The following is a 13971-nucleotide window of genomic DNA, read 5'->3' as shown; positions in this document are numbered from 1 at the left end:
TTTTTTTATTGCAAATGCAACAAAGTGAGGTTACATTTAATATATGTTATTTTTATTGCGTTTACAACAAAATTTCAAGCTGAGGAGTTAATTATGAAAGAAATTCTTCGTGAAATTGGAATGATAGCAAAGGCATTAGATTAAAAAAATAGAGATAAAGAATGGGAGTTTGTTAAAAAGGGAAACAAGAGAAATTATTGATTATATGAAGGAGCGACTTATTTAAATGGCTAAAAATATAAAAAAGTGTACCCTTGAAGATTCACGCGAACTTCAAGAAATTAGTTATGAAACATTCAATGAGACATTTAAGCATCAGAATTCAGCGGAAAATATGAATGCCTATTTGGAAAGGGCATTTGACTTAAAACAATTAGAAAAAGAATTATCGAATAGTTCTTCGCAATTCTTTTTTGTTTATTTTAATAATCAAGTCGCTGGATATTTAAAGGTCAATACCAATGATGCTCAGACTGAACAAATGGGTGATGAATCACTTGAAATCGAGAGGATTTATATAAAGGAAAAATATCAAAAACATGGGCTTGGTAAATATCTGCTAAATAAAGCTATGGAAATTGCGATGGAACGTAATAAAAAGAAAATCTGGCTCGGCGTATGGGAAAAAAACGAAAATGCTATTGCTTTTTATAAGAAAATTGGCTTTGTTCAAACCGGAGCCCACTCTTTTTATATGGGTGATGAAGAACAAATGGATCTTATAATGACCAAAGCAATTTTATAACTTGTTTGGATGGGTGAACTATTATGTAAAAGTGAAATAAAGGTATAAGCCCACTTTTATTCCTGTGTTTTAAAATTCCATGTTTGCCCCGCAATTATTAGTTCATTGGCTATAATTACGGGGTTTTTTTATAACCAGGCCTTTTTTAGGAGCTCCACGCCAAGCTCGATTTCCTCACAAGAAAGATTACTGAAACCAAGTTTGATAATCGGTTTACCGGTATTATTTTTAATGAAGTAGAGTGAGGTGGGATACACTTTAACACCATGAAAGGAAGCGCGCTCTATTAGCCATTCTTCTGAACGTTCGAGGTGTACTTTGATTAATACATACAAACCTGACTGCTCACCGATAATGGATATATGTCGTTCGAATTGCTTTTTTAATATGGATACCAAGTGCTGCATTTTTCGTTTATAAATAAGACGCATACGTTTAATATGGCGATTCCATTCTCCCTCTTCCATAAATTTAGCCATTGCGAGCTGGCTTAGAAGTGAAGTGGTACTCTCGAAATGAAGAAATTGATTTTTATAACGGTTTAAAAGCGGCTCTGGCAACACCATATAACTTAAACGAATTCCCGGAAGAAAGGACTTTGAGAAATTCCCTAAATAAATGACTCTTGCAGAATCAATGGAAGCGAGAGCTGGAAATGGTTGTTGTGTATAACGAAATTCACTATCATAATCGTCTTCGATCATATACCCTTGCACCTTGTTAGCCCAATGAATAAGCGTTTGCCGTTGTTGAATGGACATGCTTACCCCATATGGACTGTGATGGGAAGGTGTTACATAGATTAATCGTGATTTGTTTTGTTCCAATTGTGAAAAATCAGCACCTGCCTCATAAACTGGCAAAGTTTCAATCGTAAAACAATGGAATTGAAAAGCTTCCCTAGCGCCATCATATCCAGGGTCTTCTACTGTAATGCTTGGAAAGTCATCCTTCAGTATATGTCCAAGATTGATAAGCATTTGTTGGGTACTGCTGCCGATAATAATGGCATTTGCCTCTGTTTTCACTCCACGGGATTGGAGTAAGTAGGTGGCAATTTGTTCACGTAGGCACACCTCACCAAAGGGTTCCCCATATAGAAAACTCTCCTGTAACGTCAATACTTGATTGGCAATCCTCCTCCAAGTTTTCAGAGGAAAATGTGCTTGATCTACGGCACCTGCCCGGAAATCAATGAGGGTAGGTGTCACTGGCTCTCTTAGCGTTTTATTATGAGGAATTAACTCTTTTTGGGGTAAAAGTGGCTCTAATTCATTTACAAAATAACCTTTTCTCCCTTCTCCACGAATATAGCCTTCAGCTACAAGTTGATCATAAGCCATTAATGTCGTATTCCGACTTACTTGAAGGGAATCTGCAAGTTGACGGATGGAGGGCAATTGTTCATCGGCAAGTATGTCCCCCCGTTCAATATATAACTTAAACTGCTCGTAAATTTGTTTGTATCTGGGAGAATCCTCCTTAAAAGCAAAAATGGCATTTATCATTTACGATCTCCTTTGACATGTATATTTATTTAGAATTGTACCTTTTTATATGTCAGTTTGTATATTACCATATTTTACAGATGAGGTTCTCAAGTAGAAATGAGGATGGACCTTAGTAAAAGCCGCTATATTGTGAATGGAATAATATTGACGGATGAAAGGAGATTTTTTATGTATACCCCTAAGCAATTTGAAATAAAAGAATTAGCAGCAGCCTACGATGTAATTCAGGAGAATGGTTTTGCAACATTGTGTTCAATGCATGAAGGCATGCCTTTTGCTACACATTTACCACTGCTGTTGAATAAGGAGAAAACCTATTTGTATGGTCATTTTGCTCGTCCGAACCCTCAATGGAAAGATATTGAAAACCAAACAGTCTTGGCAGTCTTTCATGGTCCCCACTGTTATATCTCCTCTTCTTGGTATGAGACGAACCAAGCGGTACCAACATGGAATTACGTGACTGTTCATGTATACGGCGAAGTCGAACTTATTGAGGATGAACAGGAGTTAACGGATACCCTGGAAGACATGGTATTGAAGTATGAAGCCCCTGATAGTTCATACAATTTGCAAGAGTTAGATGCTGACTTTCTCGCTGGAATGAACAAAGGGATTCAAGGATTCAAAATAAGAATCAACAAGATAGAGGGGAAAGCGAAGTTAAGTCAAAACCATTCATCACATCGGCAAGAGCTCGTTATCAATCAACTGGAAAAGATTCGAAGTACAGATGAGCAAAAAATTTCCTCTTTAATGAAGGCGAACATAAAAAAGTGGCGTTGAATGTTACTGCACTAACGTGAGTGTAGATCCAATAAGGATTTACACTCTTTTTTTGAACTTCTGTTACTACCGGAGCGGATTTCAATACCATGGAGGAAAAATTGGAGCCTTTTAAATAATCCAGTCAAAATCTTAATTCATGTCAAGCCGTATGAATATTTTTAAAAAGATATGCATGTGCCGGGTTAATTTAACAATCATTATATAAAATATAACAAAAAATCACGGTCCCTTTATACGGATATAAAATTCCAGAGTTATTCTTAATTTACATCCAGAGGGAGGGATCGGAAGTTGTCAAAATTTCAGGCCATAACTTCTTTGTTCATCTTGGTATTCATCATCATTTTCGTAACTTATAAAATCACATCACACTCATCCAAACATTCCACATCCAACCGCCAACACATTCAAGTACAATTGTTAGGCGTTAATGATTTTCACGGCCAACTAAACAAATATCAAATGGTTTCAGGAACCATGGCAGGGGGGGCTGAATACCTGGCTGCCTATTTAAAAACATTTATACAAGAAAACCCAAATACACTGCTTGTTCATTCTGGTGATATGGTAGGAGGAAGTCCTCCAATCTCTTCTCAATTTAAAGACGAACCCACGATTGAATTTTTAAACCTCCTGCACTTTGATGCCGGGACACCTGGAAATCATGAATTCGACCAAGGCGTAAATGAAATGAAACGTCTTATTCATGGAGGATTCAATAAAAAAACAGGTTATTTTCAAGGTGCCACAACTTCTTACAGCTCTGCAAATATCATCGATACAAAGTCGGGTACTCCCTTGTTACCACCGTATGTTATTAAACAAATTGACGGAATTAATATTGGATTCATCGGTGTCGTCACAAAAGAGACTAACCTGTATGTGGCACCTGAAAATCGAAAAGAAGTAGAAATTACGGATGAAGTTTCAGCTATTAACCGAACCGTTAAGCTTTTAAAGGAAAAAGGGATCAAAGTAATTGTTGTACTTGCACATGATTCAGCCAAATCAGATCAGTCAGGAGCAAATTCCAGTGGAGCTTTAGTGGAGATGGCTCCAAAAATCGATGATGAGGTCGATGTCATTTTTGCCGGTCACAGCCATGAATATGCCAATACCGTTGTAGCCGGTAAACTGATCGTTCAAGCTTATTCCAATGGGAAAGCCTTTTCTCAAGTAAATCTTGAAATTGACCCACATACTAAAATTATTGTTAAGAAACAAGCAAAGATTATTGTCACTTCACATCAACATATAAAACCAGATGAAGAAACGGTTGCTCTTCTAAATAAATATAGAAAAAGATTGGGGAGCCATCTTAATCAGATAATAGGAGAGATGCCTGAAGAAATCTCACGAAATCAAGATGCAAACGGTGAATCCCCATTAGCGAAAATGATTGCAGAATCTGAGCGGGAAGCCATGGGGGTTGATATAGCTTTTGTCCATCAAGGAGAAATGCGGAAAAATTTTAAAAAAGGGGAAATCACTGTAGAAGACCTTTATACAGACTTGCCTATGGGTCATAGTGTCAGGAAGTTAATCTTAACAGGAGACCAAATAAAGCTTGCTTTAGAACAGCAGTGGGCGAAAGATTATGAAAATAGGTTACAAACGGTTGGTTTAACGTATAATTGGGACCCCAACGCTCCAATTGGCAACCGCATTGTTGCGCTGAAAGACATGAAGGGTCAAGAGATTCAGCCAAACAACGAATATGAAGTAGCGGTTAGTAATTATTTAGCTTCAGGCGGTGATAACTTCACTGCATTTGAACAAGGTAGACTCGTGGAATCCGGTCCACAGGTTGTCACTGCACTTATACGCTATATCCAACAGAAGTATCCCCATGAAACTTCTCTCCGTTCATTGAAAGAATGAAGGAGAAAATACAAGGACTTGCATAAGTGGCTTTTGAGGAAGATGTAGCTGGAGGAATTTAATGAAATGGCTTTAGGGATAGCACGAGATATTGAAGGCAATGGGGATTAACGAGAAATAAAAGGTAACTATTTATTCAAATAACAAGTGCTTTACTTCAATAAGGGAGTTGCTTTGGCAGCTCTTTTTTCTTTTCACCGTTTCAGATAAAAAGTTACTATTTGAAAGCACGCGAAATTTATCGTAATAATATTTCATGAATTAGAAAAAAATAGAGGAAAGGAGGGATTGCGAATGTTTGTGAAAAAGTGGGTAACAGGATTGGCCGGTGTACTTGCGATGTTTGTAGTTGTGGCAACACTAGGCTCAGTCGGTGTATTTGCCGAGTCCGGTGTTGTAAATCAGCCTATGGAGAAGAGGAAATCGATTGAGGTCGAGTTGAAGGATGATTTCTTTAATCCGAAAGCCATCACCATTCCGAATGGAACAGCCACAACGGTGATATTGAAAAACAAAGGCAGTAAAGAGCACACCTTCACAGTTGAAAAGCTCGGCATTGACGTTGAGGTCCAGCCAGGTGAAGAAAAAAACATTACCGTGAATCCGAAACAGCCCGGTACATATGAACTGATATGTCGGTACCATTTCCAGGAAGGAATGGTTGGGAAAGTAATTGTCGAATAAAATGCAGGGCCAATATGGCCTTGTTTTTTTTTTGCGAATGGACTTTTCTACTTTGTATGATCGATTAAGTTTTAGCGAGGTTTTTTAACAAGCTTATATTTCATTACAGAGGATATTGATGCTTGGATTAATAATAACTGTTCCCCCTCCAATAAATGGTAAATATAATATAATGTAAGGTAACGTATAAACCATTTAGAATGAGGTGGAAAGATGTACTTTTTTAAACCTATTTCTGATGAGGTTCGTTTATCTCAAATAATATTCAATAAACATAAAAAAACGATGAAGCTCATTTTAGTGTCCATTTTTTCTTGTATGGCTGCCATTCTGCAGGCTGCCGGAGCTGTACCAGGGATAGGATATTGTATAAGTCCGCTGTCCACTGCACCTATCCTGTTATGTTCCATGTTTTCCATTCCATTTGGAGCAATGTCCTACTTTCTGACAATTATGCTGTTATTCATCCTACAGCCAACGGAAATAATTGCATTTCCTTTTACAACAGGATTGTTAGGACTTGGAATAGGGGCATCTTTTCACCTTTTTAAGATGAGGTTAAGTATTATTGCTACTGGTGCCATTCTTTTAATGTTAGGAATTATGAGTTTAATAGTTATTTTTCACTTTCCAGTTTTAGGTCCGGCCGTCTCTGTTTCCTTTTCATTTCTTATATTTGGCTTTTTATTTGCCTTCATTTATAGCTGGTTATGGGTTGAAATTGCTTTAATCCTTTTTAAAAGAATAAAAAAGATTAGAATTTAAGGCCACTTATATGGCGATTCTTGTCAAAATTAAGATAAAGAAACTTATGGTAATTATGGTACTTATGTATTAGTATGGAAAAGTACTGCATAGTTCTTAATAACGAATTTAGGGGGAGGAAACGTGCGTAATAAAGGTATTTTATCATTAGTTGCTGTAGGTTTATTTGCTTCATCATTGTCTGTGGGTGCTGTGAAGGCTGAAGGAAACGAGAACGGTTTGGCCAGGAAAGCTATTGAACGACAAGTGGAAAAACCACTTCCAAAAGGTTTAGTAGATTTTAAAACGTTTAATCAACTTGAAAAAGAAGTAAAAGGTTCACAATCAAAGTCAGGCAAGGGTTATAGTAAAATGAGTGATGATGACTATATTTTTGAAGTTGAGTACAATAACGACTTTGCTTCAGCAGATAACTCGTCATACGAAAAACCAACAATTGGAAGATTGCTTCCTTTGTATGATGTAGATTTTTCTAAAGTGGTCGTTCCTAGTGATGGATTTTTGCTTGTAGCAGGAACAGCATCCTCATATGCTATTGATCTAGGATTTGCAGCAGTACAAAAAGACTATGTTGAAAATAGTAACTTAAAATATCTAGGTAGCGAATATGAAGATGGCGTTGAATATAGAGGGTATGATGTTAAAAAAGGCACATACTTTGTAGGTGTTTACGACCGAGATAATGAATACGATATTGATAATAATACAAGTGATGACATGTATGCTATCGCAACTGGATTTGTAGATGATGTTAAACCATCTAAGCCAACTGTTTATAAGGTTGACAATAATGACAAAGTTGTTACTGGTAAAGCTGAAGCTAATTCAACGGTTACCGTTAAAAGTGGAAGTAAAGTATTAGGTTCTGCAAAAGCAACATCTAAAGGAACATTCTCTATTAAAATAGCTGTTCAAAAAGCAGGAACTAAATTGACGATCACAGCTAAAGATAGTGCAGGGAATGTGAGTTCAAGTGCATCGGTAACTGTTGTAGACGTTATTGCACCAAGTAAGCCAACTGTGAATAAGGTGGACAACAATGACAAAGTCGTTACTGGCAAAGCAGAAGCTAACTCTACAGTTACTGTCAAAAATGGAAGTAAAGTATTAGGCTCTGCAAAGGCAACATCTAAAGGAACATTCTCTGTTAAAATTACAGTTCAAAAAGCCGGTACTAAATTAACAAGTACAGCTAAAGATAGTGCAGGGAATGTGAGTTCAGGTACAACGGTAACTGTTGTAGATGTTATTGCACCAAGCAAGCCAACAGTAAATAAAGTAGATGACAATGACAAAGTTGTTACTGGTAAAGCTGAAGCTAATTCAACTGTAACTGTAAAGGTAGGAAGTAAATCCCTCGGTTCAACTAAAGCAAGTTCTAAGGGAAGCTACTCAGTCAAGATTAAGGCACAGAAAAAAGGAACTACACTTTCAATAACTGCAAAGGATAAGGCAGGAAATACTAGTTCTAAGGCAACTACTAAAGTTGTAAAACATTAAGTTAATACCACAAAAAGGGAGCCTGATGGTTCCCTTTTTCTATTTGGATCCTATATAGAAATAGAGTGCCCTTTATGGACACCCTCATTTTTTAGATTAATTAATAGAATACGAAGTAGTACAATCCATCAGCTTCTCCTGTGGCAGTTTTCTTTGGAGAATGAGCGTTGGCTGATTTACTATACAAGTAACCGTCCCAGTTTGAGTATTTCTTCAATTTACCAGTTGTTTTCTTATAGTATGGCTTGAATCCAATATATCCTTTTTCACCTTTTTTAAGCGTGAAAGAATAAGTACTAGAGTCATTAGCACTACTAACCCAAGTAAAGCCAGCGTTTGCCTTGATAGCAGATTTTTCTGCTGTTGCAGAAACACTGTATGAAGCGGATACTGACACACTAACTGCTTTGGAAAGAGTACAAGAACTTGAAGTACAACCGATGTCCCCTGTTACCTTTTTAGTTTTACCAGTCACTATACTTGTTGTACTGGTAGGGGTGTACTTCCAGTATTCCCGATAATCCAAAGTCTCCATGTCATCTGTTGAAGCTAAAGTTGACCCTTGGAGTATATCTACTGATGGTCCTGACGTACTTTGAATCTCACTTAAATACTCTTGTTTTGAAGCAGGAACTAATTTCCCATTTACTTTTTTAAGAGGTGTAACATACTTTCCTAATGACTTATCATAGATTGCATTTTTCTTTTCAATCTTGACAGTTTTAGTAGCACCCTCCGATTTTGCAGCGAATGAAGGATCTGCGGATACTAATAGAAAAGCAATACTTAAAGTCAGATAGTAAGAAAAGACTTAAGATACTTTATCATAAAATTCCTCCTTTACCAGAATTATCTAAAATATGCCATTTTTCGAAAATTCGATAAAGTATGACTTATTTATTAGGTTCTATATAGAAATAAATCCCAGTTTCCTTGTCAATTGTAGGACTTACTTCACTAGTTAATGTTTTAACGAAATGGCTTTGATCTTCACTTAGTCCAGTGTAAATTGTAAATTCCTTTCCTGATTGTGTTGTTGTTCCCCAACTGATTTGGGAGGGATACTTTTTGACTTTATTGTTCTTAACAAGAACATCTTGATCAGGGTCATACCAAGCAAATTTTCCTTCTTTCTCACTTATGCTTGATACTCCTACTCCCAAGCCTTCCTCTACTTGTTTCTTATAAATAACAAATGTTTCTCCGTTTTCACTAACTTCTCCTATGATGTCTTCTTTTTTCATCTTTTCTTCTTTAATGCCATGATCAATCGTTTCTTCTTTTGTTTTAAACCATTTCAATTCCTGGGATCCATCATTCGCTATTGCAGAACATCCTGTAAGTACGCTCATGGCTATTACAAAAGGAAACACTACTTTCATTTTAAATATCCCCCTTTTAAGAAAAGGTGTAGTACTTATATAATACATTTGATGTGAATGAAATTCCATTATATAGAAAATATTTTGGTTATTCAGGCTGGTATTGCATATATTTGACATTTACTTTATATCACGTTACAATATAGGACAACCCTAAATATTATACTCACTCTTTGCATATACTACCTGTAACATTTTTAGGTGGTGAGTATATGAATAAAAGGAGGAGGAAAAAAATGATGCGGACCAGTTCTGTTAAGAATAGACGCAGCAAAAGATCACGCAGGCTCGTTGATGTTAGTGTGACCCGTCACGCTCTTGCTACAGAAACCCAAAATGCGAAAATTGCTTCCTCTATCGACTTTAGCCAATTTTATGACCGTGAACCTGACTTAATTGTCGGTGAAAATGGTGTAGTACTTAATTATGATTCAAATAACCCACTCCATAGAAAGTGGATTGAGGATTAATTAATATGAAGCCAGGTGAAATTTACGATATATACTTCCCATATAAAGAGAAGGCAGGCGGAAAGAGACGGCCTGCCCTTATTTTGGACGTGAATAATGGCAGGGCTTTAGTTGTTGCAATTAAGATAACTAGCTCTCCTCCTTCCTCAAGGTTCCCTAACAGGGTACCTATTACCCGTTGGTTGTATGCTAAGCTTGATAATTTTTCATATGCGGAGATAGATTCGCAGACTACTATAGCTATTTTGTCTCCTCCACCTCTCAGAGGTAGAATGCACCCTGATGACTTTAGTAATGTAGTGCAAGAATACGCAAAACTTCGTACTAAGTAATACATATGCAATACAAAGAGGGAGCCTAGTGGCCCCCTCTTTTTCTATTTGCTTCATACGCTTCAAAGGCTGCTTTTCGCCCCATTTCAAACGAGTATACACCGGCACAGTGTTTCTCGCAGTAATACCCCACCAACTCGTTTGGTTTGCTCCAATTGTAGATCGGTCTCAACCACTCTGCTTGTTCTCTTTTCGTTAAGATTGTTGTTTTTAAAACGAAACGATTTAAGGTGGATTGGAGTGGAAGTGCGAGACTCCTGCGGGAGCAGCGGGACAGGTGAGACCCCACAGGCGTTTACACCGAGGAGGCTCACCGCCCGCCCCGCGGAAAGCGAGCATCTGGAGGGGAAATCAACCACACCAGATACTTGGTAAATGGCAACAAAGTATGCGAAAACAGCCTAATTTAATAATTTGTCCATCACATGGTTCTAATTACGATTCATCAATCCATGTATGCGATTTATTACGATTAAGTGGAAAGTTATTGTTTTGATTCATGGAACTATTTCAAAAACAGTGCCTTTGTTAAAATCAGTCACTTTCATAGAGCCATAAGCCGCCAAATATAAACTGGTTTGATTCATATTCGTTCCCAAACTAACATAATAGGCTGATTGAGACCCAAAATCATAATCGGTTTGTATCACACTAAAATCATTTTGTTCACCATTGGGTCTTACGGTGGTATAAGCTAAAGCCCCTCTAACCCGGGGGTGAGAATCCTTCCGGGCAAGATCGGTAAACACAACGCTTCCCGTTAAACCAGGGATTGCATTCCCCATATAGGCTTGCACTCCTGTAAGTGCAGTTCCTCCAAACTTATCAGGTCTGGTATCTTTATGAAAATAACTGGTTAAAGGCTGAAGACGACTCGCTGAAAGTGTTACTGCTTCATTGTAATAAGCAATTGTTTTCTCATCCAAATTATTATTTTCATTGCATCCTCTTATAATCGAAGTAGGAAAAGCACCTTCCCAACCTCGCCAGCCAAAGTTAATGAATCCCTCTTTGTCAGCTTCAGAATTCATGAAAGAAGCTTGAACAATCTCAGTAACCGGTATTGGTTTATAATGAACGAATGAAAAAATCGACTCAACCAAATCCTGTCCGACACCCCCCACATATTTGATATACTGATTATAAAACCTTTGAAATGAAATGCCTGTTATATTGCGCACCCCTTTTGCAGTGACCGTAAGAGTTTCCTGAATAGGCAGAGGAAGTTCATTAAAACGTGTAACAATGGGTGGATTATTGAAGGATATGCTCTTATCTACATCGATTTCAATTATTTTACCAGCTATCTCCATATCATCTTGACTTAAATTAAATGGATCATAGCCTGCTCCACCATCACCGGTTGTTAAAATAAGTTTTCCGGTTTCAGGTGAAAAGTTTAAGCTATTGACACCATTATGATTAAAAAATGGTCTTCTTATGTTAAGTAATGTCCGTCGTTTTTGAGGTTGACCATTCGATTGTAAAATCCATTCTTCAACTGTATTAATATGATCATATTGAGTTTCTCTATTTATCCACTTTAGGTTTAAAGTTTTGGGATCACACGGGTCAGGCCTAAAATGTTCAGTAAGGGCCCCTGGACCTTGTGTTCCAGCTACTGAATAATGAAGATAAAACAGACCGTTATAATAAAATTCTGGATGAAACGCTAGCCCGACTAATCCACGTTCATCATATCCCCTACCTGAAACACCTTGTTCAGAAGTACCTAATTTTAAAATTCGCGGGCGAATATCTAAAAAAGTCCTGATAACTCCGTTTCCTATGTAAAAGATCTCTCCTACCTGGGTTGCAATAAATAATCTTTCAATTGAGTCACCTGGAAGTATAGTTGTCTTTAAAACAGTTGGTAAATTAATATTACTTACAATGGGCCGTAAACCAACCTTAACTTTTATCAAATGACTTTGCACTCCTTCTTATGGTTTTTCTTATAAGAATATGATTATAACCGTCTATTAGTACCAAATCAGGCCGCGAACCTGATAAGGCAATGCACTACTACTTTCCGCATGAGCGTAAAGTGCTTAGTTGAACTAAAATAAGTGAAATTTATAAGAATGAAGATAAATTCAAGCTATTCCATTAAAAGACGCTATCCTGAAAAGGATAAGCGCTTATTTTCATATCAGGGCCATTTAAGGAGGAGCATCAGGAAAACTTGTTACAACGGTAAGCGTTCTGATACAAGTCATATGAGACATATCTAGTGAGATTTTGAAAGCATGTACTTAAACTAACGGGGGAGTTTAGGGCAATAAGAAAATCAAAAATTGGGGATAATGTTAAAAGTATTATCCCAATGAATTTTCTTTTTTTATTATTTAAATACTGCTGATAATGAATAATCAGAAATGATTGTTAGACATTACCTAAAAGTTGGAGTGAGAAAGTGGAAAATCATGTTGCTTACCTTCTAGAACATTACGGGTACTTCGGAATAATATTTGCTTTAATCGGAGGTATTGTAGGACTTCCTATACCCGACGAGGTTCTTCTTACATATATTGGTTACAATGTGTTTCAGGGTAAATTATCTTACTTAATTTCAATAGTAAGTGCCTTTGTAGGAGCAACGGGGGGGATTTCGCTTAGCTACTTCATTGGTTATAAATTTGGGTTGCCTTTATTAGAAAAGTTGGGACCAAAACTTCACATAACCGAACAAAAAATTAATAAAACAAAGAAATTATTCAAGAAATTTGGACCCTATCTATTATTATTTGGTTATTTTATTCCTGGGGTACGGCACCTTACAGCGTATATAGCATCTGTCAATCGCTTCCCATTTAGAAAATTTGTTGTTTATGCCTATACGGGTGCATTAATATGGAGTTTTACTTTTATCACATTAGGAAGAATCTTAGGGGAAAATTGGAACAATGTTGAATTATATATGTCAACATATAGTATTTATGTAATTACGAGTTTATTGGCCCTTTCAATATTCATTTATTTTTTATGGAAGAGAAGAAATCGATTAAAAAAGGGTATTTCATGAAAGTGACGTTTTAGATGGAGGACTTTAATTAAATTATATTTAGAGCTATAGAACGATCGGGTGCTTTAGCTGATGATTGGAGCTGTCTTTACGGCGGCTTTTTCTTATGGAACTAAAGGGGCAGGATAGCCCAGTAAATGGGTAGTCTTAGGTTGTTCAAGAATGAATAGTTAGTGAAGTAAAAGAAAAAAAGAAAAAACCAGTTTTGTTAGACTGATTTTTTCATCTTAATGTAACACTTTGTTAATTTCAGTTTTTAACACTTACATGTTCAATCATACGCTTCATTGCCTGAATTTGCCCCATATGAGTCGCTTCATGCATTAATGTTAAACTTGCAAGTTCTATAACAGTCTTACAACCTAGGAATGGTGTATCCAAATCTCGATCTAGCTGTTCAGGAGGAATTTGCTTTAAACGAGTTAATTGATCTTTCAACTGTACAACCAGCTCATCCATGGCAGGTACATTCCCTGTCCAATCAGCTGGTTTTGTGCCATTCCCAAACAATTCTATATAATTCGTGGGAAGGTGAGTTGTTACATGCGGGAAATTAAACATAGTTTGTTCAGTAATTGTCAAAACGTGACCTGTCTGCCAATGAATTGTGTTATTAAAACCATCTGGCTGCACATCAGTTTGTTCCTTAGAAACAGACTCTACATTCTTGATGAAATATTCTCTTGTCATCTCAAATTGCTTAAATACAAGTTGATTCATCGTTTTCTCCCCTTTCACTAACAAAATCATCCATATTATACCAGTTAAAAATGGAAAAGAATATAGTTGAAACTGCCTAAAATTAGCTTTATATCAAACAGTTCTTGTTCCACAGTAGGGCGCGATTCTTTAATAAGGTTCGCTTTTCCTAATGAACTCGGGTTCGA

The 13971-nt window shown here is 36.8% G+C and carries 14 protein-coding genes; 9 read left to right on the top strand and 5 right to left on the bottom strand.

What is annotated here, in order from left to right:
- The first annotated feature begins 226 nt into the window (after positions 1–226).
- The gene (locus tag JNUCC41_RS04960) at positions 227–745 is read left to right on the top strand and encodes a spermidine/spermine N(1)-acetyltransferase (protein WP_192206644.1); all 519 of its coding nucleotides are present in this window, start codon (positions 227–229) and stop codon (positions 743–745) included.
- 128 nt (positions 746–873) lie between these two features.
- Here JNUCC41_RS04960 and JNUCC41_RS04955 read toward each other — a convergent pair whose 3' ends face one another.
- Positions 874–2253 carry a MocR-like pyridoxine biosynthesis transcription factor PdxR gene (locus tag JNUCC41_RS04955; RefSeq protein WP_192206643.1) on the bottom strand — a complete coding sequence of 460 codons (1380 nt, stop codon included), beginning with the start codon at positions 2251–2253 and terminating at the stop codon, positions 874–876.
- A gap of 171 nt (positions 2254–2424) precedes the next feature.
- Between JNUCC41_RS04955 and JNUCC41_RS04950 the strand changes: the two genes are divergently transcribed.
- The 5 genes from JNUCC41_RS04950 (at position 2425) to JNUCC41_RS04930 (ending at position 7875) form a co-directional block, all read left to right on the top strand.
- Positions 2425–3042, top strand: a complete 618-nt coding sequence (locus JNUCC41_RS04950) for an FMN-binding negative transcriptional regulator (RefSeq protein WP_192206642.1) — start codon at positions 2425–2427, stop codon at positions 3040–3042.
- A 294-nt stretch (positions 3043–3336) separates the two neighbouring features.
- Positions 3337–4926: a bifunctional metallophosphatase/5'-nucleotidase gene (locus tag JNUCC41_RS04945; protein ID WP_192206641.1), complete on the top strand. Its 1590-nt coding sequence runs from the start codon at positions 3337–3339 to the stop codon at positions 4924–4926.
- Between the two features lie 294 nt (positions 4927–5220).
- Positions 5221–5610, top strand: a complete 390-nt coding sequence (locus tag JNUCC41_RS04940) for a cupredoxin domain-containing protein (RefSeq protein ID WP_192206640.1) — start codon at positions 5221–5223, stop codon at positions 5608–5610.
- Between the two features lie 213 nt (positions 5611–5823).
- On the top strand, positions 5824–6375 hold the full coding sequence (locus tag JNUCC41_RS04935; protein WP_192206639.1) for a hypothetical protein: 552 nt from the start codon (positions 5824–5826) through the stop codon (positions 6373–6375).
- A gap of 123 nt (positions 6376–6498) precedes the next feature.
- Complete coding sequence (locus tag JNUCC41_RS04930; protein WP_192206638.1) at positions 6499–7875, top strand: Ig-like domain-containing protein; 1377 nt, start codon at positions 6499–6501, stop codon at positions 7873–7875.
- Between the two features lie 100 nt (positions 7876–7975).
- Here JNUCC41_RS04930 and JNUCC41_RS04925 read toward each other — a convergent pair whose 3' ends face one another.
- Positions 7976–8401: a DUF6060 domain-containing protein gene (locus JNUCC41_RS04925; protein WP_192206637.1), complete on the bottom strand. Its 426-nt coding sequence runs from the start codon at positions 8399–8401 to the stop codon at positions 7976–7978.
- 367 nt (positions 8402–8768) lie between these two features.
- Complete coding sequence (locus JNUCC41_RS04920) at positions 8769–9257, bottom strand: hypothetical protein (protein ID WP_192206636.1); 489 nt, start codon at positions 9255–9257, stop codon at positions 8769–8771.
- Positions 9258–9496: 239 nt separating this feature from the next.
- Between JNUCC41_RS04920 and JNUCC41_RS26650 the strand changes: the two genes are divergently transcribed.
- Together JNUCC41_RS26650 and JNUCC41_RS04910 are read left to right on the top strand one after the other, a co-directional pair.
- The gene (locus JNUCC41_RS26650) at positions 9497–9727 is read left to right on the top strand and encodes a hypothetical protein (protein ID WP_228467542.1); all 231 of its coding nucleotides are present in this window, start codon (positions 9497–9499) and stop codon (positions 9725–9727) included.
- A 5-nt stretch (positions 9728–9732) separates the two neighbouring features.
- Positions 9733–10059, top strand: coding sequence for a type II toxin-antitoxin system PemK/MazF family toxin (locus JNUCC41_RS04910; RefSeq protein WP_192206635.1), 327 nt, complete (start codon positions 9733–9735; stop codon positions 10057–10059).
- Positions 10060–10556: 497 nt separating this feature from the next.
- On the opposite strand, the gene JNUCC41_RS04905 is transcribed toward JNUCC41_RS04910, so the two are convergent.
- Complete coding sequence (locus JNUCC41_RS04905; RefSeq protein WP_192206634.1) at positions 10557–11984, bottom strand: PQQ-dependent sugar dehydrogenase; 1428 nt, start codon at positions 11982–11984, stop codon at positions 10557–10559.
- A gap of 491 nt (positions 11985–12475) precedes the next feature.
- Here JNUCC41_RS04905 and JNUCC41_RS04900 point away from each other — a divergent pair, with 491 nt between their 5' ends.
- Complete coding sequence (locus tag JNUCC41_RS04900; protein WP_192206633.1) at positions 12476–13084, top strand: DedA family protein; 609 nt, start codon at positions 12476–12478, stop codon at positions 13082–13084.
- 249 nt (positions 13085–13333) lie between these two features.
- Here the strand turns inward: JNUCC41_RS04900 and JNUCC41_RS04895 are convergent, their stop codons facing one another.
- On the bottom strand, positions 13334–13804 hold the full coding sequence (locus tag JNUCC41_RS04895) for a DinB family protein (RefSeq protein WP_192206632.1): 471 nt from the start codon (positions 13802–13804) through the stop codon (positions 13334–13336).
- Positions 13805–13971: the final 167 nt, after the last annotated feature.

Source organism: Brevibacillus sp. JNUCC-41, from assembly GCF_014844095.1.
GTDB lineage: Bacteria > Bacillota > Bacilli > Bacillales > DSM-1321 > Peribacillus > Peribacillus aracenensis.
The sequence above is the reverse complement of the archived record's forward strand: the minus strand, read 5'-3'. Positions and strand labels throughout refer to the sequence as shown.

Coding starts and splice junctions, on each gene's coding strand:
- JNUCC41_RS04950 (WP_192206642.1), top strand. CDS start 2,425: ATGTATACCCCTAAGCAATTTGAAATAAAAGAATTAGCAGCAGCCTAC.
- JNUCC41_RS04940 (WP_192206640.1), top strand. CDS start 5,221: ATGTTTGTGAAAAAGTGGGTAACAGGATTGGCCGGTGTACTTGCGATG.
- JNUCC41_RS04895 (WP_192206632.1), bottom strand. CDS start 13,804: ATGAATCAACTTGTATTTAAGCAATTTGAGATGACAAGAGAATATTTC.
- JNUCC41_RS04955 (WP_192206643.1), bottom strand. CDS start 2,253: ATGATAAATGCCATTTTTGCTTTTAAGGAGGATTCTCCCAGATACAAA.
- JNUCC41_RS04935 (WP_192206639.1), top strand. CDS start 5,824: ATGTACTTTTTTAAACCTATTTCTGATGAGGTTCGTTTATCTCAAATA.
- JNUCC41_RS04910 (WP_192206635.1), top strand. CDS start 9,733: ATGAAGCCAGGTGAAATTTACGATATATACTTCCCATATAAAGAGAAG.
- JNUCC41_RS04920 (WP_192206636.1), bottom strand. CDS start 9,257: ATGAAAGTAGTGTTTCCTTTTGTAATAGCCATGAGCGTACTTACAGGA.
- JNUCC41_RS26650 (WP_228467542.1), top strand. CDS start 9,497: ATGCGGACCAGTTCTGTTAAGAATAGACGCAGCAAAAGATCACGCAGG.
- JNUCC41_RS04960 (WP_192206644.1), top strand. CDS start 227: ATGGCTAAAAATATAAAAAAGTGTACCCTTGAAGATTCACGCGAACTT.